Raw genomic sequence first — 19,083 nt, 5'->3', positions numbered from 1 at the left:
CACTTCTTCAAGGGAGACCATTCCATGGCAAAGGAAATCCTCTGCGGCTTCGGCATCGACGTCGATGCCGTCGCAGGCTGGCTCGGATCCTACGGCGGCGAGGACTCGCCGGACGACATCTCGCGCGGCCTCTTCGCCGGTGAGGTCGGCTCGCCCCGCCTTCTCAAGATGTTCCAGCGCTTCGACATCCAGACGACCTGGTTTATCCCCGGCCATTCGATCGAGACTTTCCCCGACCAGATGAAGGCGGTGGCCGATGCCGGCCACGAGATCGGCATTCACGGCTACACCCACGAGAACCCGATCGCGATGACCCGCGAGCAGGAGACGCAGGTCCTCGACAAGTGCATCGACCTCGTCGAGAAGCTCTCGGGCAAGCGCCCCACCGGCTACGTCGCGCCGTGGTGGGAGTTCTCGAACGTCACGAACGAGCTGCTGCTGGAGCGCGGCATCAAGTATGACCACTCGCTGATGCACAACGACTTCACGCCCTACTACGTGCGTGTCGGCGACAAGTGGACGAAGATCGACTATGCTGGCCAGCCTAAGGATTGGATGGTGCCGCTGACGCGTGGTCACGAGACCGACCTCATCGAGATCCCCGCCAACTGGTATCTCGACGACCTGCCGCCGATGATGTTCATCAAGAAGGCGCCCAACAGCCACGGATTCGTCAATCCCCGCGACATCGAGCAGATGTGGCGCGACCAGTTCGACTGGGTCTATCGCGAGATGGACTATGCGGTGTTCCCGATCACCATCCATCCCGACGTGTCCGGCCGCCCGCAGGTGCTGCTCATGCTCGAACGCCTGTTCGAGTACATGAAGGGCCACGAGGGCGTGCGCTTCGTGACGATGAACGAGATGGCCGACGACTTCGCACGCCGTTCGCCGCGCCAGAAGTAGGATGCTTTGCCGGGCGCCTGCCTCGCGGCGGCGCCCGGTTTCTTTCCCAGCGAGGAGGCTGATTGCGATGTGCTCACTCTGCGGCGTTCTCGGCGTCGACGACCACTGGAGCGATGCGGTGGCGCGTCCGGGCGTCTTCTCGCGCAACGAGGAGCCGCTGCGCCGGCGCGCCGAGCGCAGCCGCCGCATCCGCGCCGCCAACGACGTGCTGCGCGCCTATCGGCTGACCTTGAGCGACTGGCACGGCCGCAGCTACGTGCTGGCGACCGCGACCGGCAAGACCGAGATCATCGAGAACCTCGCGCATCTCTGGCCCGCTGCCGAGCGGTTGTCGGACCGGCTCTTCGATCCGCTCGACCCCGATCTCCTCGCCCGGCTGGAGGCGCGGGCATGAGTGCCGCGGTGCCCGTCTTCACGCCCGTCCACCTCCTCACCGGCTTCCTGGGCTCCGGCAAGACGACGCTGCTTCGGCGGATCCTCAAGGATCCGGCGCTTGCAGGGGCGGCCGTTCTGATCAACGAATTCGGCGAAGTCGGCCTCGACCACCACCTCATCGAGCGCATCGACGAGACCACCGTGCTGCTCCAGTCGGGATGCCTCTGCTGCACGATCCGCGGCGAGTTGGCGGATGCGATGCGAGATCTTCTGTCGAAGCGCGAGCGCGGACTGGTGCCGGCCTTCGACCGGCTGGTGATCGAATCGACCGGCCTCGCCGACCCGTTCCCGATCCTCTCCACGATCCGCGCCGACCCCGTGGTCAGCCATCATTTCACGGTCGCCGGCACCTGGGCGACGATCGATGTGGTGAATGCGCCGGCCGGCATCGAGCGCCGCGCCGAGATGCGCAAGCAGATCGCCAGCGCCGACCGCATCCTTCTCACCAAGACCGATCTCGTCACGCCGGCCGATGCCGCGGCGCTGCGCTCGCGCCTTTCGCTGATGAACCCGGCCGCCGAGATCCGCGACGCCAACGCCGCCGCCTGGGACGTAGACTGGCTGCTGAGCGAAACCCCGGCCGAGGCGATCGCAGACGAGACCCATCACCACGAGCCTCGTCACGGGCATCACCATCATCACCGGCACGACCCGAACCGGCACGGCGATGCCATCGAAGCGTTCTCGATCGTGCCGGACCGGGCCGTGGACTGGACCCGGTTCGGCGTCTGGCTGTCGATGCTGCTCAACCGCCACGGAACGTCGATCCTGCGGGTGAAGGGCATCCTCGCCCTCGAAGGCGAGGAGCGACCCGTGGCCGTTCACGGCGTCCAGCATCTCGTTCATCCGCCGACGCATATGGCCGCGTGGCCGAGCGACGATCGGCGCTCGCGTCTGGTCTTCATCGTCGACGGGCTCGAGCCCGACCGCATCCGGCGCTCCTTCGACGCCTTCGTGCTCGGCGAGGCCACCCCGGCGGCCGCGACCGCGCGGATCGAGGCCGCTTGACCTCGTCCGCTTCGCCCCGCAAAGCCCCGGCATGAACGAACTGACGATCAAACGGGGGCCGGCGAGGTCGCGCCTCGCCGCACCGGCAAGCCATACGGCCGAGCGCCCTACCCTTCGCATCCTCGGCACCGAGATCACACTGCTCGACGAGATCCGCACCCGGGCCGAAGCGGATCTCGGCATTCGCATCGAGTTCGACTGCCGCAACTTCCAGGCGACGCAGCGGCAGGCCGCCCGCTCGCCGGACGCCTTCGACATCTACGACCAGTGCTTCCACAATCTCGACATCGTCTGGTACTGGCGCGCCGTGCAGGCGATCGACACGACGCGCATCGCGCTCTGGAACGAGGTCAGCGAGCTCACGCGCGAAGGCGCGATCCGCCCCTCCGCCCGTGTCGGACGCGGCGACGCCCCGGTGACGCGGCTCTACGTGCAGGCCGACGGTTCGCTGGGGTCGCGCGTCACGCGCCATATCTCGATGCTGCCGACGGTGCACAATTTCGACGCCTTCGCCTATGACGAGCGCGCCGTCGCCGGCCATCCCGAACGCGTCGGCAGCTGGAAGGCGCTGCTCGACCCCGCCTTCCACGGCCGCGTCGCCCTCGTCGACGAGCCGGCGATCGGCATCTTCGACGCGGTGCTGGCGGCGGAATCGGCCGGCCTCATGCGCTTCGTCGACACCGGCAACCTGTCGGTGGAAGAGATCGACGCCCTCATCGATCACCTTCTCGTCCTGAAGGCGGACGGGCATTTCGCCGGATTCTGGCAAACGGTGGACGATGCGACGCGAATGATGGCGGACGGATCGATGGCGTTGGGCAGCATGTGGTCGCCGAGCATCGCGGCGCTCAAGCAGCGCAAGGTTCCCGTTCGTCAGGCGGTGCCCGCGGAGGGCTACCGTGCCTGGCACGGAGGCCTCTCCCTTTCTGCTCGACTGGAAGGCCGGCTGCTCGACGTCGCCTACGAATACCTGAACTGGTGGTTGTCCGGCTGGCCCGGCGCCGTGGTCGCCCGGCAGGGCTACTACATGTCCGTCATCGACCGCATCCGGCCCCATCTCAGCGCACCCGAATGGGACTACTGGTACGACGGCCTGCCCGCGCGCGTCGACCTGCCCGGTCCCGGCGGCCAGACCTCGATCACCGCCGGCTCGATCCGCTCCGGCGGCTCCTACTGGGACCGCGCAGCCAACATTGCCGTCTGGAACACGACGATGGACGAGCACAACTACCTCGTCCGCCGCTGGGTCGAACTCGTCGGCTGAGCCGCCGTGAACCGAGTGGCCTGCATGGACGCCATCTCGTTTCGCGCATCGAGCCAGTCGGAAAGGCGTGGTGCCTCCGCACGCCATTCGGGCCCGATGCGGAAGTTCAGATATTCGAGGAGAACCGCCGTGCCGATCGCATCGAGGCGCGGCCAGCTTTGCGAGACCACATCGAACTCGCGCTCCAGCGCGGCGAGGCCCAGCCGGATGCGTCGATCGAACACGGCGATCTTCGTCTCGCTCGAACCTGACGCGCGCGACACTTCGCCTTGCCGAGCAACGCCGGCATCCATGATGCCCGCGATCAGCGCCAGGCGGGTCTCGAACCGCCAGTCCGTCTCCGGCGGCAGGAAGCCCCGATCCGGCGCCAGCCCGGCGAGGTAACGGCAGATAACGCGGCTGTCGTGCAGCGTCCCGTGCGGCGTTCCGACCAACGTCGGGATCAGCCGCAGCGGGTTTTCCGCTTCGAGGAACGCCGCCTCGTAGACGTGAATGACCTCTCGCTCGAGCGTGACACCCGCTTCAAGCGCCACGATCTCGACCATCCGTCCGAACGGTGTCGTCGGGCCGGTGTAGATACGCACTTCTCAGCCGAACCAGGGGCGCAGCGCCGTGTGGACGGCGCGGGCGAGATCCACCGCGTTCGGCGTGTCGGAATGGACGCACACGCAGTCGGCCCGCATCGGGAACTCGTGGCCGTCGATCGAAGTGGCGATCCCCTCTTCCATCACGCGGACGGCGCGCTGCGCCGCCTCCGCCGGATCCTTGGCGTCGTGCTCGCGCGTGATGATCAGCCGGCCCTCGGCGTCGTAGTCGAGATCGACGTAATACTCGGCCATGAAGGCAAGGCCCCGCGCCTTGTAGACCGTCTCGTGATGGGTGCCGGCCATGCCGAGAACCGGGACGCCGAACGACTCGGCGGCATCCGCGATGGCTTCGGCCACCTCGGCATTGCGCGCGGCCGCTCCGTAGAGCGCGCCGTGCGGCTTGATATGGTTCAGCGGCAGCTTGGCGACGTCGAGGAAGCCCTTCAGCGCGCCGATCTGGTAGAGGAGCGCCGCCGAGAGTTCGTCGCGCCCCATCTTCATCTCGCGCCGTCCAAACCCCTGCAGGTCGGGAAAGGACGGGTGTGCGCCGACCGCCACGCCATGCTGCGCGGCGAGCGCCACCGTCTTGCGCATGACCACGGGGTCCGACGCATGGAAACCGCACGCGACGTTGGCTATGTGGATGAAGGGCATCAGCCCCTCGTCATCGCCGCAGCGATACAGGCCGAAGCTCTCGCCCATGTCGCAGTTGATCTGCACGCCCATCGCCTTGGCTCCCAACCGTTTCGGTTCGACGCGAAACCTGACGGGCGGAAAGACGAGCGTCAAATTGCTTTAACTGGCCGGCGTCATCGACAAAATCGATGGCGGCGCCGCGCGGTCCTCCGGTCGCTGGTGGCCGACGCCGGTCAGGGCGAACCGCAGGAAGTCGCGAAAGGCTTCGGCTGGCGGCGCGAGGACGGCCTCCCGAGCCCAGGCGAGGCCGACATCCATCGTCGGAATATCCTCCTCCAGAAGCCGCGTCTCGATCCGTTGTCCGTCGAGCGACCAAGGGCGATAGACCATATCGGACAGAATGGTCACGCCCATTCCGCCCGCCACCATCGATCGCACGGCCTCGACGGAGGAGGTGCGGAACAGGACGTTGGGGGCCACGCCCGCCGCCTCCCAGTAGCGCAGCGTCGTGGGTTTGGCCTCGTCCACCGTCAGCATGATGTAGGGTTGACCCGCCACGTCCGCGAGGCCGACCCGGTCCAGCCGCGCCAGCGCATGGCCGGGCGCCGACCACAGGCGGCGGCGCGACCGGGTCAGCGTTTCGAAGGCGATGGACTGGGGACTGCGCAGATTCGAGACGAGGAGCACCGCCATGTCGATCGCCCCGTCCGCCAGCGCCTGTTCGATCACCGTCCTCGGCGCCTCGAAGAGATCGATCTCGACACGGGGAAAGGTGGCGGCGAACCGCATGAGATGGCGCGGGAGGAAGTACCCCGCGACCGTGTAGGTGACGCCGACGCGAAGCGACCCGCCGACCTCCTGCGGCGAGACCCGCGAGCGGCGCGTCGCCTCCGCCACGGCCGCCAGGATATCGCGTGCCTGCTGCAGGAACCGCCCGCCCTCCAGCGTCACCGAGACGCCGGCCGGGGCGCGATCGAGAAGCCGCAGACCCAGCCCGGCCTCCAGTTGCTGGATCGCCGCCGTCACCGCCGATTGCGAGACGTTGAGCTCGACGGCCGCCTGCCCGATGCGACCGGCCTCGGCGGCCGCCACGAAATAGCGCATCTGCTTGAGAGAAATCGACACGGCGCATCCTTCGATCGAAACCCGCGCTATCCTATCGATTTTTCAGATGGATCCAATTCCGATTTGCGATTTTACACGGCGAACCGGCTTTGCAACTCTCCCGTCACCTCGGTCCGTTCAGGAGAATTCAGCGATGCCGGTCGTCACGATCATGGCCCCCCTTCCCGGAACGTTCTATCGCTCGCCCTCGCCCGGCGAGCCGGTGTTCAAGTCGGAGGGCGATGCCGTCGCCGTCGGCGACATGGTCGGTCTCATCGAGGTGATGAAGAGCTTCACGCCCGTGGTCGCCGAAGAGGCCGGCACGCTGAAGGCCTTTCATGTCGAGAACGAGGACGCCGTGATGGCGGGCCAGCCGCTTCTCGACCTCGACGCTTGACGATGGCGATCGCCAAGCTCTTCGTCGCCAATCGCGGCGAGATCGCCGTGCGGATCATCCGCGCGGCCCGTGAACTCGGCATTGCGACGGTGCAGGCGGTGAGCGCCGCCGATCGCGACATGCTGGCGGCGCATCTGGCCGACGAGATCGCCGAGGTCGGGCCCGCCCACGCCTCGAAATCCTACCTCTCCGTCGATGCCATGCTGAAGGCGGCCTTGGCGTCGGGCTGCGACGCGGTCCATCCCGGCTACGGTTTCCTGTCGGAGAACGCGGGCTTTGCCGAGGCCGTCGAGACCGCCGGCCTGATCTTCGTCGGACCGAAGGCGGAGACGATCCGCGCCATGGGCGACAAGGCCAAGGCGCGAGAAATCGCGCAAGCCGCCGGCGTTCCCGTGGTGCCCGGCAGCGCGGGGGTCATCGCCGGGATCGACGATGCGATCAATGAGGCCGAGCGCATCGGCTATCCCGTGATGATCAAGGCGGCGGCCGGCGGCGGCGGGCGCGGCATTCGCGTCGCCGCGGATGCCGACGAACTTCGCTCGCAGTTCGGCCCGGCCAGCGCCGAGGCCAAGGCGGCGTTCGGCGACGGTGGCCTCTACCTCGAACGCTTCATCGCCCGGGCCCGGCACGTCGAGGTGCAGGTGATGGGCGACGGCACCGACGTCGTGCATTTCTTCGAGCGCGAATGCTCGCTGCAGCGTCGGCGCCAGAAGATCTGGGAGGAGGCACCGGCCGCCTGCCTGTCGCCCGAGACGCGCGAAGCCCTCTGCCGCTCGGCGGTCGAACTGGCCCAGAGCGTCAATTACCGCGGCGCCGGCACGCTCGAATATCTCTACGACGAGACGCGCGGCGACTTCCACTTCATCGAGATGAACACGCGCATCCAGGTCGAGCATCCCGTCACCGAGATGATCACCGGCTTCGATCTCGTGCGCGAGATGATCCGCGTCGCCGGCGGCGCGCCGCTTTCGGTGCGTCAGGACGAGATCGCGATGCGCGGGCACGCGATCGAGGTGCGCATCAACGCCGAGGATCCCACGCTCGACTTCCGCCCCTGCCCCGGCACGGTCACGGCGCTCCGCATTCCCGGCGGCATGGGCGTGCGCTTCGACACGATGCTGCATGCCGGCTACGCCGTGCCGCCCTTCTACGATTCGCTGATCGGCAAGCTCATCGTCTGGGACGACACGCGCGAGGGCGCGATCGCCCGCCTCGACCGGGCGCTCGGCGAATTGCGCATCGAGGGCATCGCCACCACCGCCGGGCTGCACCAGGCGCTCGCCCGCGACGCGGACGTGCAGGCCGGTCGGTTCCACACGCGCTGGCTCGAGGAACGGCCGCTTCCCACACTGACGGATACGGAGACCGGACGATGACGACGCGTTATTCCTTCGGCGGCGACGAGCATATCTTCGTCGAGGTCAACGAGGAGATGTCCCTCCCGGCCTTCTTCAAGAGCCTGTCGATGACCAATGCGGTGCGCGAGAGCCGCATCCGGGGCGTCACCGAGATCTGCCCGTCCAACGCCTCGTTCCAGATCAAGTTCGACCCCGACGTCATCGCGCCGGACGACCTGATGGCGGAGCTGAAGAGCTTCGAGTCCGGCGCCGAGACCACCGACACGGTGATCTCGACCCGCGTCATCGAGGTGCCCGTCTTCTACGACGATCCGTGGACCCGCGAGACCCTGATGCGCTTTCGCGAACGCCATCAGGAGCCCGGCGGAACCGATCTCGACTACGCCGCCCGCATCAACGGTTTCGGCAATGTCGAGGCCTTCATCGAGGCGCATTCGGGCGCGCCATGGTTTGTCTCGATGGTCGGCTTCGTCGCAGGCCTGCCGTTCATGTACCAGATGGTAGATCGCAAGCGGCAGATCGAGGTGCCGAAGTACCTACGCCCGCGCACCGACACGCCGCGGCTGACGGTCGGCCACGGCGGCTGCTTCGGCTGCATCTACTCGGTGCGCGGCGCCGGCGGCTACCAGATGTTCGGCATCACGCCGATGCCGATCTACGATCCCGCCCAAAAGGTCAGCTATCTCCGCGACTTCATGATCCTCTTCCGGCCCGGCGACATCGTGCAGTTCCGCCGGGTCGATCGCGAAGGCTACGACGCGGCGGCGGAAGCGGTCGATGGCGGCCGGTTCGAACCGGCGATGCGCGACGTGCGCTTCTCGCTCGCCGATTTTCTCGCCGACCCCGACGGCACCAACGCCTCGATCCTCAAGGTGCTGCCATGAGCGCTTCCCCGATAGCCACGATCGAGATCCTGAAGCCCGGCCTGTCGACGCAGGTCCAGGATCTCGGGCGTCCCGGCTACTACCATCTCGGCCTGCCGATCTCCGGCGCGATGGACCGCCACGCGCTCGTCGCCGCCAACCGCCTCGTCGGCAACGAGGCCGGCGCAGCGGCGCTCGAGGCGGTGTTCATGGGACCGGAGATCCGCTTCGGAGCGGACGCGCTCGTCGCCGTGACCGGAGCGGCGATGCCGCCGAAGGTCGACGGCATCGAGCAGCCGGGCTGGACGGCCTTCCCGGTGAAGGCGGGCCAGGTGCTCTCGTTCGGCTTCCTCAAGGCCGGCGCGCGCGCCTACATCGCCATCTCCGGTGGCATCGACGTCCCGCTCGTGCTGGGTTCGCGCTCCACCTACGCGCTCGGCGGTCTCGGCGGCTTCGAGGGCCGTCCGCTGAAGGCCGGCGACACGCTGGCGCTCGGCGTGCCGACCGGCGCCGCGCGCGAAGGTGCGAGCGTGGCGGAGACTCTGCGCCGCCCGATCGGCGCCTCGCAGACCCTGCGCGTGCTGCCCGGCCTCTACTGGCACCGCGTCACCGAAGGGTCGAAAGGCACGTTCTTCGAGGACGAGTGGAAGGTCGCGCCCGAAGCCGACCGGATCGGCTACCGGTTCCGCGGCGGGCGCAAGCTCGACCTCGAACCGCGCGAGCAGCCCTTCGGCGCGGGCTCCGACCCGTCGAACATCGTCGACAGCTGCTACCCCTATGGTTCGGTGCAGGTACCCGGCGGCACGGAGCCGATCGTCCTGCACCGCGACGCGGTGTCGGGTGGCGGCTATTTCATGCTTGGCACGGTGATTTCGGTCGACATGGACCTCATTGGACAGCTTCAGCCCCATCAGGCCGTGCGCTTCGAATCGGTGACGATGGAGGCGGCGCTCGCCGCGCGCCATGACGCCAAGGCGCTGGCCGAAGGGGTCGAGGCCGCGCTCGGACGCTGAATTCGACGGATCGACGAGGCCCGGCCAGGCGCCCGGCCTCGTCGCGACGAACCTCGCGCCTCAACAGGAAACGAACCGATGATCCGACCGCTCGAAGCCGACGACCGCGACGACTGGCTGCGTCTCTGGAGCGGCTACCAGACCTTCTACAAGGTCGAGATCGCGGCCGAGATCACGAACCGGACCTTCGAGCGGCTTCTGGATCCGGCGGAGCCGATGTTCGCCGCCCTCGATCTGCATGACGGCCGACCCGTCGGCCTTGTCCACTTCATCTATCACCGCTCGACATGGACGGCCGGCGACTATTGCTACCTGCAGGATCTCTTCGTCGATCACGATATGCGCGGCCATGGCATCGGTCGTCGCCTGATCGAGCACGTCTACGACGAGGCGCGGCAGGCCGGCGCCTCGCGGGTCTACTGGCTGACGCACGAGACGAACGTCGATGCGATGCAGCTATACGACCGCATCGCCGACCGGTCCGGCTTCCTGCAGTATCGCCGCACCCTCACCTGATCCGCCGCACCCCTTCGGCAGGTCAGGCCAAGGGTCCCGGCGTGGACGCGGCCTCGAAACGCAGGGGCCCGTCGAGCGTCGCTGCGGCCCGAAGCGCCTCGTAGCCGGCGATGCTGGGATGCCGCGTCTCGACGGGATGGGCATGCGTGGCGGTGATCACGACGACCGCAGCCCCGGACGCTTCCGCGGCCTCGATTCCGGCCGGCGCATCCTCGAACACGACGCAATCCTCGATCGGGACGCCGAGCCGCCGTGCGCCCTCTATGAAGCAGTCCGGCGCCGGCTTCCCGTTCACGACATCCTCGGCGGCGACGAGAACGTCGGGAACCGGCAGGCCGCCCGCCTCCAGTCGCCGCAGCGCGAGAGTTCGCGGCGCGGACGTGACGATGGCCCAGCGATCGGCGGGAAGCGACGTCAGGAAGGCGTGCGCGCCGGCGATGGCCTCGATCCCGTCGACGTCTGCCATTTCCCCGGCCAGCAGCACCGCCGCTTCCGTTTCGGGATCGACCCCGGGAAGGTTAAGGAGGCGCACGTTGTCGACGGCGCGAACGCCGTGGATGGTCGAGAGGAAGGCGGCGACGTCGAGCCCGTGGCAGGTTGCCCATCCGCCGTAGACGCGCTCCGTAACGGCGATCGACGACAGCACGGTGCCGTCCATGTCGAAAAGGAAGGCGCCGAAGCTGCGGTTGCCGAAAGCCTTGATGGGCATGAATGAGTCGAGCCTCCGTTGTGCGGTCCGCCGCGGCGCGGTCGCGATGTTGTCCACGATCACGGGTTCACTCGCAATATGGCGGACGTCGCCTCGAAGCTTGGCTGCGGTTCGAAGCCGATGGCGCGCTCACCCATGCGCGGTATCGGATCTCGACGGCTGGACGATGCGTCCGCCTTTCGGCCTTCGCTGCATCCGGACTGTGATAGACCACTCCGGCACTGCGGAGCCGGCGGCAGCGGACGGGAGTGAGAATGAGCGTTCGCCATGAGATCGCCGAGCGTTGCGGGTGTTCGCTCGCCAGCGTCGATCGCGTTCTCAACGGCCACGGGCCGGTCAGCGCGGCCTTGCGGGCCCGGGTGCGTCAGGCCGCCCTGGAGCTTGGACATCCGCTGGCCGACGAGGGTTCGGCAACCGTCAGAACCGGCACTCGTCGCAATGCGATCGGCGTTCTCGTTCCCAGCCTCACGAACCCCGTCTTCGCGCAGTCGCTGTCGCGCATCCAGGATCGCATGCGCCATGCCGGCCATAGCGTTCTCATCGCCCAGTCGAACTACGATCCCGCCGAGGAGGTGTCGGCCGTGTCGTCGCTGCTGGCGGAGCCGGTCCTCGGCCTGCTCCTGACCCTCTGCGACGCCTCGACCAGCCCCGTGCGGGCCATGGCGCTGCCGCCGACGGTGCTGCTCTTCAACCGCCCGACGACGGTCTTCCCTGCCGCTGTGACCGTGGACAACGCCGCGTCGGCGCGCCTTCTCGTCGAGCATCTGGTCGCGGAGGGCCACCGCCGCATCCTCTTCGTGTCAGGCCATTTCGCAGCGTCCGACCGGGCAAGGCTTCGACACTCGGGGTATCGCGAGGCGTTGGCAGCGGCCAATCTCGAACCGCTTCCGCCCGTCGAGATGTCCTTCACCGAGGACTATGCCGAACTCGATCTGACGGGACCGATCGAGCGGGGCCGGCCCACGGCGATCGTGGCGTCGAACGATCTGCTGGCGCTCGGCGTGATCAGAGCCGTTCGCCGTCTCGGGCTTCGCGTTCCCGATGACATGTCGGTGGCCGGGTTCGACGGCATGGCTATCGGGCGAATGATCGAGCCGATCCTGACGACGGTGGACATGCCCAACAGCGCGATCGGTGCGGTCGCGGCGTCCCTCCTGCTCGACATGATGCATCATGGCGCCGCGCCGCGTCTGCTCGAACTCGGCGTCCAGCTCTACGAGGGAGACACCACCAGCCGGCTTGGCACCCGAACGGCATGAGGAAGCGGGCCCGTCGCCGGACCCGCTTCCTCTAGTTTGATGCGAGATTTTGGTCTCAGCGACGCGGCAGGAGGCGCTCGACCTCCGCTACGGCGTCGGCGAGAGCCGCTTCGGGCGTCGCCGTCTGCTCGACCACGCGCGACAGGTTGTCGACGATCGTCTGCGTCACGCGCACGCCGTTGTTGCCGGGGAAGGCGAACCAGGGCTGCATCAGCGGCATCTGCGACAGGCCGGCCTTGAACAGCGGGTTCTTGTCGTAGAAGTCTGCCAGATATTCGGGCGACTTGGCCGCGAGCTCGTTGTTCGGCACGTAGCCCGTTCCAGGCACGACGACCGAAGCGCCATAGGGGCCGGCGGCGAACTTGGCGAAGCGCCAGGCGGCCTTCTGCTTCTCCGCGTCGCGAGTGAGAATCACCACCGCGTTGCCGCCCGTCGGCAGCTTGCCGTTGGCCGTGTCGAGACGCGGGATCGGCGCCGTGCGAAGGTCGAACTTCTCGCCGACATTGTTGATCGTGTTGCGCAGCGCCCCGGTGGTCTGGAAGGCAAAGCCGACCTTGCCCGCCACGAAGGCCTGTTCGCCGGCCTGCTTGGTGAAGACGGGCAGGCCGCCTTCCTTCACCATGCGATCGAGCACCGTCATGGCCTGGAGGCCGGCCGGGCCACCGAAGGCGACCTTCGTCTCGTCGGGCGTCAGCATGGAGCCACCGGCGCCGAAGAGCAGCGCCGAGAACATCCAGTCGTCGCCCTGCCAGCGAAAGTCGATGCCCTCGTTGCCGTCGCCGAGCGCCTTGATCTTGCCGCCGAGCGCGATCACCTCGTCCCAGGTCGTGGGCGGCACGTCCGGGTTGCCGCCGGCCGCGCGCACGAGATCGGCATTGTAGTACATGATCGGGTTGGACGTCGCAAAGGCGAGGCCAACCTGCTTGCCCTGCACCTGCGCAAGCTTGAGGATCGTGTCGCTGAAGCCCTGTGCGGCCATGTCGCCATCGGCTGCGACGAAGGGGGCGAGATCGACGGGAATGTCGCGCTCGGTGACCATGCGCAGGCGGTTGAGGCCGATGAAGGTCAGGTCCGGCGCTTCCGAGGTGCCGACCTGACGCATGATCGTCTGGACGCCCTCCTCGTAGGTCGCCGAGGGGCTGGCGAACTCGATCTTGACGTCCGGGTTCTCCGCCATGAACTTGGTAGAGATCTTCTCCATCACATCCTTGAAGAAGCCCGGCATCGGATAGTGGACGGTCAACGTCGTCTCGGCCGAAGCCGAGCCGCAGAAGGCCGTCGCGAGCGCCGCGGCGGCGATCGCGTTCTTGAGGAATGCCATAGGTCACGTCTCCTGGAAGAGACCGGTCAGCCCTTGAGCCCGGTCATGGTGATCCCCTCGACGAAACGTTTCTGAGCGAGCAGGAACGCGGCGAGAAGAGGAAGGGTGATGATGAGCGTCGCCGCCATCAGTGCGCCGTAGTCGTCGCCCGCTTCCGCCGAGCGGAAGAACAGGAGGCCGAGCGGAGGGGTCGCGAGCTTCATGTCGCTGACGACGATGAGCGGCCAGAACAGGTCGTTCCAGTGCGCCACCACCGAGAAGATCGAGAAGGCCGTGATCGCCGGCCAGGCGTTGGGCACCACGACGCGGGCGATGATCGAGCCCTCCGACATGCCGTCGAGCCGGGCGGCGTCGAAGAGATCGTCCGGCAGAGCTCGGAAGAACTGGAGGAAGAGGAAGATCGCGAAGACCGAGATCGAGAACGGCGCGATGAGGGCCGTGTAGCTGTTGAGCAGCGCCGTCTTCTCGAAGGCCACGTAGATCGGCAGCGCGGTGGCATGGATGGGCACCAGCAGGCCGAGCATCACGAGTGTCATCATCGCTCGCGCCGCGCCGAAGCGCAGCTTGGCCATGGCGTAGGCGCAGGGGATGGCGACCACGACCTGCAGCACGAGGATCGCCGCGCAGACGAGGACGCCATTGAGGAGCAGCGTTCCCATGGGCACGCGGGTCAGCGCCTTCGCGACGTTGACGCCGAACGACCACGTCTGCGGCCAGATGTTCAGCGACGAGGAGAAGATCTCGGCGCGGGACTTGCCGGCCACCGATACCATCCAGACGTAGGGCGCGAGCATCGCGAGCGCACCGGCGGAGAGGAGCGACAGCCGGACGATGCGCGCCGGCGAGAAGGACGAAGCGGCCATCAGTAGTGCACCCGGCGATCGAGAACGCGGTACTGGATCACCATCAGCACGATGAGGATGGCGAGGAAAACGACGGTCATCGCCGAGGCGTAGCCGACGCGCAGGTAGACGAAGCCTTCCTGGTAGATGGTGAAGAGCAGGACCTCGGAGGCCTTGTTCGGCCCGCCCTCCGTCAGCGTCTTCACGGTCTCGAAGACCTTCACCGAATTGATCACGCTGATCGTCGCGACGAAGAGCGTGGTGGGCCCCAGCATCGGCCAGCTGACGAGCCGGAAGCGCTGCCAGCCGCTCGACGCCCCGTCTACCGCCGCGGCGGCGTAGAGATCGCGGGGAATGGCGGTGAGGCCGGCGAGAAACAGCACCATGTTGAAGCCGACGGACTGCCAGACGCCGATGAGCGCGAGGCTCAGGAGCACCGTGTCGCTCGACCCCAGCCAGTTCGGACCGGCGATGCCGACCATCGCCAGCATGGCATTCACCGGGCCGATCGTGGGATGCAGGAGATACTGCCAGACGGTCGCCATCGCCACGAGAAGCGAGGCGACGGGCAGGAAGTAGACGGTGCGGAAGAAGGCCCGCCCCCGTGTCTCAGCTTCGATCAGGAGCGCCACGCCGAGGCCGAGCGCGATCGAGGCCGGGGTCACGATCGCGCTGTAGACCGCGGTGTTGCCGAGCGAGGTCCGGAAGGTGCGGTCGCTCCAGAGTTCGGCGTAGTTCTCAAGGCCGACGAAGCGGAACCCGTCATAGCCGAGTTCGAAGTCGGTGAGGCTAAGGCCGATCACCGCCAACGTCGGCAGGATCACGAAAAGCGAAAGAAGGAGGATGGCAGGCAAGGCCAGCGCCCAGGCCTTGGCCTCGTCACGGGCGGCCCGCGAACGGGCGCGGCGGCGCGGTACCGTGGAGGATCCGAGGGCGATCGCGTCAGACATGCGCCGGCTCCCGTCGGCGCGGCTGCACGGCCGGAAGAGGATGACGGGCGCCGTCCCCGTCGAAGACCAGGGCATGCGCAGGATCGACGTCGAGGCCCAGCGCCGTGCCGGCGCGAAGCGACGCGGCCTGCCGAGGCGAGACCTTGGCGACACAGGGGTCCGAAAGCCCTTCGACGTCGAGGAAGACCAGAACTTCAGAACCGAGATATTCGAGCCGACCGACACGCGCCGGGATGGCCTCCGCTCCGACCTCGCGCAGCACGAGATGCTCGGGGCGAACGCCGATCGTGACGAGTTCGCCGGGCGCGGCGCCGGGAACCGGAAGGATGGCAACGTCGCCGACCCGCGCGATGCCAGCGGGATCCAGCGTCGCAGGCAGCAAATTGATGCGCGGACTGCCGACGAAGCGGGCCACCTCGACATGGGCGGGGTCGTCGTAGATCGCCTGCGGGCTCGCCAGTTGCAGCACGCGGCCGCCGATCATCACCGCGACGCGGTCGGCCATGGACAGAGCCTCGGCCTGGTCATGGGTGACATAGAGCGTGGGAACGCCGGTCCGCCGGTGCAGTTCGACGATCTCGCCGCGTGCATGGACGCGCAGATTGGCGTCGAGATTCGACAGCGGCTCGTCCATCAGGAAGACGTCGGGACGCCGCACCAGGGCCCGCGCCAGGGCGACACGCTGGCGCTGCCCGCCCGACATCGCGCCGGGCTTGCGATCGAGCAGGTGGTCGATCTTCAGCGAGACCGCCATCTCGCCGACGCGCCGACCGATGTCGGCGGCACGACCGCGCGCGCCCGGCATCGCAGAACCGATGATCGGCAGGCGCTGAAGCGCGCTCAGTTCGCGCATGGCCAGCGGCACCGCGATGTTCTGACCGGCGGTGAGATGAGGATAAAGCGCGTAGGACTGGAACACCATCGCGACGTTGCGCTCACCGGGACCGAGATCCGTTGCGTCCCGCTCGCCGATGACCACCTGGCCCTCGTCGGCCGTTTCCAGCCCGGCCGCGATGCGCAGCAGCGTGCTCTTACCGCAGCCGGACGGGCCGACGAGGGCGATGAACTCGCCGGCTTCCGCCTCGATCGTGACGGAACGAAGGATCGGGTTGCCGCCAAAACCCTTGGAGATCGCCCGAAGGCCGAAGGTGCTCATCGCGAAACGCCCTCCTGCACGGCGGCGGGATAGACCTCGTCCATCACGTCGTCGAGGAGATGGGGGATGAGGCCTGGAACGGTTGCGAGCTCGGAGCGGACGTCCGAACCCAGATGGTGGATGGCAGCGCCGACGACGCTTTCGCCCGGCATGACCCGACCGGCCATCGCCCCGACGACGAAGGACGAGGCCGGTGCCCAGACGAGAGCCGTCGTTCCCCCCTGCCCGATCCAGCCGCGATGGAGATGACCGCTGGCATAGAGCGCGACGTCGTGCGCTGCGAAGAGGTCGAGAAGCGTACGGCGCGGCGCGGGCTGGGCGCCCCAGTAGCCGGTCTCGCCCTCCCCGGCATCGTCGAGGAAGAGCGGCTTGTGGCCGAAGACGGCAACACGGCGGTCGCCACGCATCGCCAGTGCTTGCGTCAGCCATTCGAGTTGCGCGGCCTCCTCGTCGTCGCCGAGGCCGAGGAGAAGCGAGTTGAGGCCAATCAGCCGCCAGTCGCCGCGATCCGCCATCCAGCGATCCGGCCCCACGAGGTCGCGCCAGCGCGCCAGCCGCGCGGCATCGACCGGCTGGGCGGTTCCGGCATGGCCGACGTCGTGATTGCCGGGCACGACGAGACACGGCACGCCAAGCGTATCGAGCAGGGCCTTGGCGTAGACGAGGTCTTCGGCGAGGTCGGCGCCGTCGATGGTCAGGTCGCCGGTGTGGATGACGAGGTCGGGCTGCTCGCACTCGACCCACTCGGCCAGCGGACCCCAGTTGCCGTTGAAGTGACACTTGCCGGGGCTGAGATGGGTATCGGTGATCTGGACGATCTTCATGCGCGGCGCCTTCGACGGGTCGGGCGGATCGGGCCTGAAGCCGTTCGATCCGCCTGCGCTCTCTAGGCTGGCGGCATGTCAGTTTGACAACGCGGCGACGCAGCCGCCTCGTCAAATCCGTCATCGAATTGCCATGAAACAGGCGGCGTCACGTTCGCGGCGCTGACGACATGTGCGCCTTTCGGCCGGGATGGCGGGTCGACCGCCCTCGCCTGTCCATGGCTTCCACGGCAACAGGCCCTATGTCGTCGAAATCGGTCGACGGCGAGTGGGCTCGGCGGTGGACGCGGAGCGGGCTCAAGGAGAGGCCGCTCGCGCGGGATCGCTCGGCACTGCGCCGTCGGCAGCCATCGGAGGACAACCCATGCCCGTCGCGCTCGACCTGCCCGTCGAAATCCTACAGGCCATCGACGGTTTTGCCGCCGCGGAGATGATCCACTCCCGTCAGCAGGCCATCGCGACGCTTCTTGCGAAGGCTCTGGAGGACGCCGGCCACCTCCCGCACAAGCCGGAGGTCGGCACCCGGCCGGAAGACCTGACGACGGCCAACGACGACTGAGGCGCCGCTTCAGGGCGTGCGCGTTCCGACCAGTCGCCCGACCGAACAGTCGAGGCCGGCGAGTCGCTTGGAGGACCGCGCGAGTTGCCACGCCATGATCGTGAAGGACACGGCCGTGGCGACCACTGCCCCCATCAACCCGAAGGTGGGGATCAGCAGGAAAAACCCGAGTGCGCGCGTGGCGAGCGCGACGGCCATGATCGAGAGATAACGCCCCTCGTGGCCGGTCAGCATCAGCACCGAGGCGGATGGCCCGGCGCCTGCCGCCGCAGCCGTCCCGACCGACAGGACGATGAGGGCGGGATAGTAGGAGGCGTAGTCGGGGTTGAAGGCGCGCAGGAGAAACGGGCCGCCCACTGCGATCACAAGAAGACCACCGGCGATCATCAGCGCCGTCATCCACGAGATCGAATCGAGCAGCGCTCGCAGGGCGACCTTGTCCCGCCGGAAGTGCAGATCGGGAATATGGCGGGTCGAGAACATGTTCAGCGCATCGGAGGCTGTGGCGAAGGCGTTGGCCAGCCGCGTCGTCACGAAGTAAGCGCCGGCGACGGACGGGCTGAGCAGCAGGCCGACGATGAGGACGTCGAGATACTGGTTCGCCGCCTCCAGCATCGAGGACAGCCAGAGCTTCCACGAGCGCGGCCGCCATGCGGCGAGATCGATGCGCGGCGCGGCGGCGGCAAAGTCCGGCCGGCGGCCGAGGGTGAAGGCCATCGAACCGACATGGACGACCAGCGCCAGCAGAAGGCCGAGCGCATAGAACAGGAAGGTCCCCGCCAGATCGGCCTGCCAACCCATGGCCCAGCATGCGGCGAGGTAAAGCACGGGCGGCAGCGCCGAGGCGATGTTGGCGTAGCCGTCGCCCCGTCCGACGCCGACGGCCGAGCGCACGAGATGCGAGGTGAAGAGCACGAGCGTCAGAAGCCCGGCATAGGCGGCGACGGGCCAGGCCGCATCCGCTTCGGTCGTCACGCGGGTCCAGAGGACGAACCCTGCGAAGGTCATCATCGCGCCGATGAGGCAGATGCCGGTGCTGAAGAGTAGCGAGCCCTTGAGGAGGCCGGCGTCGCTCGGGCCCGCATACTCGCTCCACGACCGCATCACCAGCATCTGCTGGCCGAACGTGGCGGCGACGCCGCAAAGGCCCGCAGCACTGAAGAGGATCGAGTAGGCGCCGAAGTCGTGGGCGCCCAGAAGCCGCGCGGCGAGGAAGATCAGCGCGAAGTTGACCGCGATGATCGACGCCTTCAGGGCGACGACGCCGACGATGCCCCGCACCGCCGGACGGCGCGCGAGGTCGAAAGCCCGCCCCGCCAGCGTGGAGAGGCTCATGGATGCCACGCGGCCCGCGCCGCACTCGCCCGCTCCACCGT

The 19,083-nt window shown here is 67.8% G+C and carries 21 protein-coding genes; 11 read left to right on the top strand and 10 right to left on the bottom strand.

Annotated features, from left to right (window positions below):
- Nucleotides 1–24 precede the first annotated feature (24 nt).
- From AUL33_RS18220 to AUL33_RS18205, 4 genes are all read left to right on the top strand, one after another.
- A complete protein-coding gene (locus AUL33_RS18220; RefSeq protein WP_062211632.1) occupies nucleotides 25–906 on the top strand; it encodes a polysaccharide deacetylase in 882 nt (293 codons plus the stop codon).
- A gap of 67 nt (nucleotides 907–973) precedes the next feature.
- Nucleotides 974–1,300, top strand: coding sequence for a hypothetical protein (locus tag AUL33_RS18215; RefSeq protein ID WP_062211629.1), 327 nt, complete (start codon nucleotides 974–976; stop codon nucleotides 1,298–1,300).
- A complete protein-coding gene (locus AUL33_RS18210) occupies nucleotides 1,297–2,349 on the top strand; it encodes a GTP-binding protein (protein ID WP_062211626.1) in 1,053 nt (350 codons plus the stop codon). The genes AUL33_RS18215 and AUL33_RS18210 overlap by 4 nt, the downstream gene beginning before the upstream one ends.
- A 31-nt stretch (nucleotides 2,350–2,380) precedes the next feature.
- A complete protein-coding gene (locus AUL33_RS18205; RefSeq protein WP_062211623.1) occupies nucleotides 2,381–3,613 on the top strand; it encodes a PotD/PotF family extracellular solute-binding protein in 1,233 nt (410 codons plus the stop codon).
- On the opposite strand, the gene AUL33_RS18200 is transcribed toward AUL33_RS18205, so the two are convergent.
- From AUL33_RS18200 to AUL33_RS18190, 3 genes are all read right to left on the bottom strand, one after another.
- Nucleotides 3,577–4,197, bottom strand: coding sequence for a glutathione S-transferase family protein (locus AUL33_RS18200; protein ID WP_156419481.1), 621 nt, complete (start codon nucleotides 4,195–4,197; stop codon nucleotides 3,577–3,579). The two genes, AUL33_RS18205 and AUL33_RS18200, sit on opposite strands and share 37 nt — an antisense overlap.
- A 3-nt stretch (nucleotides 4,198–4,200) precedes the next feature.
- Nucleotides 4,201–4,926 (bottom strand): LamB/YcsF family protein, encoded by a 726-nt coding sequence (locus tag AUL33_RS18195; protein WP_062211618.1) that lies wholly within the window; start codon nucleotides 4,924–4,926, stop codon nucleotides 4,201–4,203.
- A gap of 69 nt (nucleotides 4,927–4,995) precedes the next feature.
- Nucleotides 4,996–5,961 (bottom strand): LysR family transcriptional regulator, encoded by a 966-nt coding sequence (locus AUL33_RS18190; protein WP_062211615.1) that lies wholly within the window; start codon nucleotides 5,959–5,961, stop codon nucleotides 4,996–4,998.
- A gap of 133 nt (nucleotides 5,962–6,094) precedes the next feature.
- On the opposite strand from AUL33_RS18190, the gene AUL33_RS18185 reads away from it, so the two are divergent.
- From AUL33_RS18185 to AUL33_RS18165, 5 genes are all read left to right on the top strand, one after another.
- Nucleotides 6,095–6,337 carry an acetyl-CoA carboxylase gene (locus tag AUL33_RS18185; protein WP_062211613.1) on the top strand — a complete coding sequence of 81 codons (243 nt, stop codon included), beginning with the start codon at nucleotides 6,095–6,097 and terminating at the stop codon, nucleotides 6,335–6,337.
- A gap of 2 nt (nucleotides 6,338–6,339) precedes the next feature.
- Entirely contained in the window at nucleotides 6,340–7,713 is a 1,374-nt protein-coding gene (locus AUL33_RS18180) for an acetyl-CoA carboxylase biotin carboxylase subunit (RefSeq protein ID WP_062211610.1), read from the top strand.
- Nucleotides 7,710–8,579 carry an allophanate hydrolase subunit 1 gene (locus AUL33_RS18175; RefSeq protein ID WP_062211605.1) on the top strand — a complete coding sequence of 290 codons (870 nt, stop codon included), beginning with the start codon at nucleotides 7,710–7,712 and terminating at the stop codon, nucleotides 8,577–8,579. Before AUL33_RS18180 ends, AUL33_RS18175 begins: the two co-directional genes overlap by 4 nt.
- Nucleotides 8,576–9,571, top strand: coding sequence for a biotin-dependent carboxyltransferase family protein (locus AUL33_RS18170; protein WP_062211602.1), 996 nt, complete (start codon nucleotides 8,576–8,578; stop codon nucleotides 9,569–9,571). Before AUL33_RS18175 ends, AUL33_RS18170 begins: the two co-directional genes overlap by 4 nt.
- Before the next feature lie 78 nt (nucleotides 9,572–9,649).
- The gene (locus AUL33_RS18165) at nucleotides 9,650–10,087 is read left to right on the top strand and encodes a GNAT family N-acetyltransferase (RefSeq protein ID WP_062211598.1); all 438 of its coding nucleotides are present in this window, start codon (nucleotides 9,650–9,652) and stop codon (nucleotides 10,085–10,087) included.
- 22 nt (nucleotides 10,088–10,109) lie between these two features.
- On the opposite strand, the gene AUL33_RS18160 is transcribed toward AUL33_RS18165, so the two are convergent.
- On the bottom strand, nucleotides 10,110–10,796 hold the full coding sequence (locus tag AUL33_RS18160; RefSeq protein WP_062211803.1) for an HAD-IA family hydrolase: 687 nt from the start codon (nucleotides 10,794–10,796) through the stop codon (nucleotides 10,110–10,112).
- Between the two features lie 254 nt (nucleotides 10,797–11,050).
- On the opposite strand from AUL33_RS18160, the gene AUL33_RS18155 reads away from it, so the two are divergent.
- A complete protein-coding gene (locus tag AUL33_RS18155) occupies nucleotides 11,051–12,055 on the top strand; it encodes a LacI family DNA-binding transcriptional regulator (protein ID WP_062211594.1) in 1,005 nt (334 codons plus the stop codon).
- Between the two features lie 55 nt (nucleotides 12,056–12,110).
- Here AUL33_RS18155 and AUL33_RS18150 read toward each other — a convergent pair whose 3' ends face one another.
- Genes AUL33_RS18150 through AUL33_RS18130 form a run of 5 tightly spaced genes read right to left on the bottom strand, consistent with a single transcriptional unit; the run spans nucleotide 12,111 to nucleotide 17,148 of the window.
- Nucleotides 12,111–13,376: an ABC transporter substrate-binding protein gene (locus tag AUL33_RS18150; protein WP_062211591.1), complete on the bottom strand. Its 1,266-nt coding sequence runs from the start codon at nucleotides 13,374–13,376 to the stop codon at nucleotides 12,111–12,113.
- 26 nt (nucleotides 13,377–13,402) lie between these two features.
- Nucleotides 13,403–14,239, bottom strand: a complete 837-nt coding sequence (locus AUL33_RS18145) for a carbohydrate ABC transporter permease (protein WP_062211589.1) — start codon at nucleotides 14,237–14,239, stop codon at nucleotides 13,403–13,405.
- Nucleotides 14,239–15,168 carry a carbohydrate ABC transporter permease gene (locus tag AUL33_RS18140; RefSeq protein ID WP_062211800.1) on the bottom strand — a complete coding sequence of 310 codons (930 nt, stop codon included), beginning with the start codon at nucleotides 15,166–15,168 and terminating at the stop codon, nucleotides 14,239–14,241. Before AUL33_RS18140 ends, AUL33_RS18145 begins: the two co-directional genes overlap by 1 nt.
- Nucleotides 15,161–16,324, bottom strand: a complete 1,164-nt coding sequence (locus tag AUL33_RS18135; protein ID WP_062211586.1) for an ABC transporter ATP-binding protein — start codon at nucleotides 16,322–16,324, stop codon at nucleotides 15,161–15,163. The genes AUL33_RS18140 and AUL33_RS18135 overlap by 8 nt, the downstream gene beginning before the upstream one ends.
- Complete coding sequence (locus AUL33_RS18130; RefSeq protein WP_062211583.1) at nucleotides 16,321–17,148, bottom strand: metallophosphoesterase; 828 nt, start codon at nucleotides 17,146–17,148, stop codon at nucleotides 16,321–16,323. The genes AUL33_RS18135 and AUL33_RS18130 overlap by 4 nt, the downstream gene beginning before the upstream one ends.
- A gap of 364 nt (nucleotides 17,149–17,512) precedes the next feature.
- Here AUL33_RS18130 and AUL33_RS18125 point away from each other — a divergent pair, with 364 nt between their 5' ends.
- The gene (locus AUL33_RS18125; protein ID WP_062211580.1) at nucleotides 17,513–17,707 is read left to right on the top strand and encodes a hypothetical protein; all 195 of its coding nucleotides are present in this window, start codon (nucleotides 17,513–17,515) and stop codon (nucleotides 17,705–17,707) included.
- 9 nt (nucleotides 17,708–17,716) lie between these two features.
- Here the strand turns inward: AUL33_RS18125 and AUL33_RS18120 are convergent, their stop codons facing one another.
- A complete protein-coding gene (locus AUL33_RS18120) occupies nucleotides 17,717–19,042 on the bottom strand; it encodes a lipopolysaccharide biosynthesis protein (RefSeq protein WP_062211577.1) in 1,326 nt (441 codons plus the stop codon).
- Nucleotides 19,043–19,083 lie beyond the last annotated feature (41 nt).

This window comes from Aureimonas sp. AU12 (assembly GCF_001463705.1).
Lineage (GTDB): Bacteria > Pseudomonadota > Alphaproteobacteria > Rhizobiales > Rhizobiaceae > Aureimonas.
Note: the sequence above shows the minus strand (reverse complement) of the source record. Positions and strands in the feature narration are given on the sequence as shown.

Coding starts and splice junctions, on each gene's coding strand:
- AUL33_RS18210 (WP_062211626.1), top strand. CDS start 1,297: ATGAGTGCCGCGGTGCCCGTCTTCACGCCCGTCCACCTCCTCACCGGC.
- AUL33_RS18205 (WP_062211623.1), top strand. CDS start 2,381: ATGAACGAACTGACGATCAAACGGGGGCCGGCGAGGTCGCGCCTCGCC.
- AUL33_RS18170 (WP_062211602.1), top strand. CDS start 8,576: ATGAGCGCTTCCCCGATAGCCACGATCGAGATCCTGAAGCCCGGCCTG.
- AUL33_RS18160 (WP_062211803.1), bottom strand. CDS start 10,796: ATGCCCATCAAGGCTTTCGGCAACCGCAGCTTCGGCGCCTTCCTTTTC.
- AUL33_RS18220 (WP_062211632.1), top strand. CDS start 25: ATGGCAAAGGAAATCCTCTGCGGCTTCGGCATCGACGTCGATGCCGTC.
- AUL33_RS18180 (WP_062211610.1), top strand. CDS start 6,340: ATGGCGATCGCCAAGCTCTTCGTCGCCAATCGCGGCGAGATCGCCGTG.
- AUL33_RS18215 (WP_062211629.1), top strand. CDS start 974: ATGTGCTCACTCTGCGGCGTTCTCGGCGTCGACGACCACTGGAGCGAT.
- AUL33_RS18155 (WP_062211594.1), top strand. CDS start 11,051: ATGAGCGTTCGCCATGAGATCGCCGAGCGTTGCGGGTGTTCGCTCGCC.
- AUL33_RS18185 (WP_062211613.1), top strand. CDS start 6,095: ATGCCGGTCGTCACGATCATGGCCCCCCTTCCCGGAACGTTCTATCGC.
- AUL33_RS18145 (WP_062211589.1), bottom strand. CDS start 14,239: ATGGCCGCTTCGTCCTTCTCGCCGGCGCGCATCGTCCGGCTGTCGCTC.
- AUL33_RS18165 (WP_062211598.1), top strand. CDS start 9,650: ATGATCCGACCGCTCGAAGCCGACGACCGCGACGACTGGCTGCGTCTC.
- AUL33_RS18130 (WP_062211583.1), bottom strand. CDS start 17,148: ATGAAGATCGTCCAGATCACCGATACCCATCTCAGCCCCGGCAAGTGT.
- AUL33_RS18120 (WP_062211577.1), bottom strand. CDS start 19,042: ATGAGCCTCTCCACGCTGGCGGGGCGGGCTTTCGACCTCGCGCGCCGT.
- AUL33_RS18135 (WP_062211586.1), bottom strand. CDS start 16,324: ATGAGCACCTTCGGCCTTCGGGCGATCTCCAAGGGTTTTGGCGGCAAC.
- AUL33_RS18125 (WP_062211580.1), top strand. CDS start 17,513: ATGCCCGTCGCGCTCGACCTGCCCGTCGAAATCCTACAGGCCATCGAC.
- AUL33_RS18195 (WP_062211618.1), bottom strand. CDS start 4,926: ATGGGCGTGCAGATCAACTGCGACATGGGCGAGAGCTTCGGCCTGTAT.
- AUL33_RS18150 (WP_062211591.1), bottom strand. CDS start 13,376: ATGGCATTCCTCAAGAACGCGATCGCCGCCGCGGCGCTCGCGACGGCC.
- AUL33_RS18140 (WP_062211800.1), bottom strand. CDS start 15,168: ATGTCTGACGCGATCGCCCTCGGATCCTCCACGGTACCGCGCCGCCGC.
- AUL33_RS18175 (WP_062211605.1), top strand. CDS start 7,710: ATGACGACGCGTTATTCCTTCGGCGGCGACGAGCATATCTTCGTCGAG.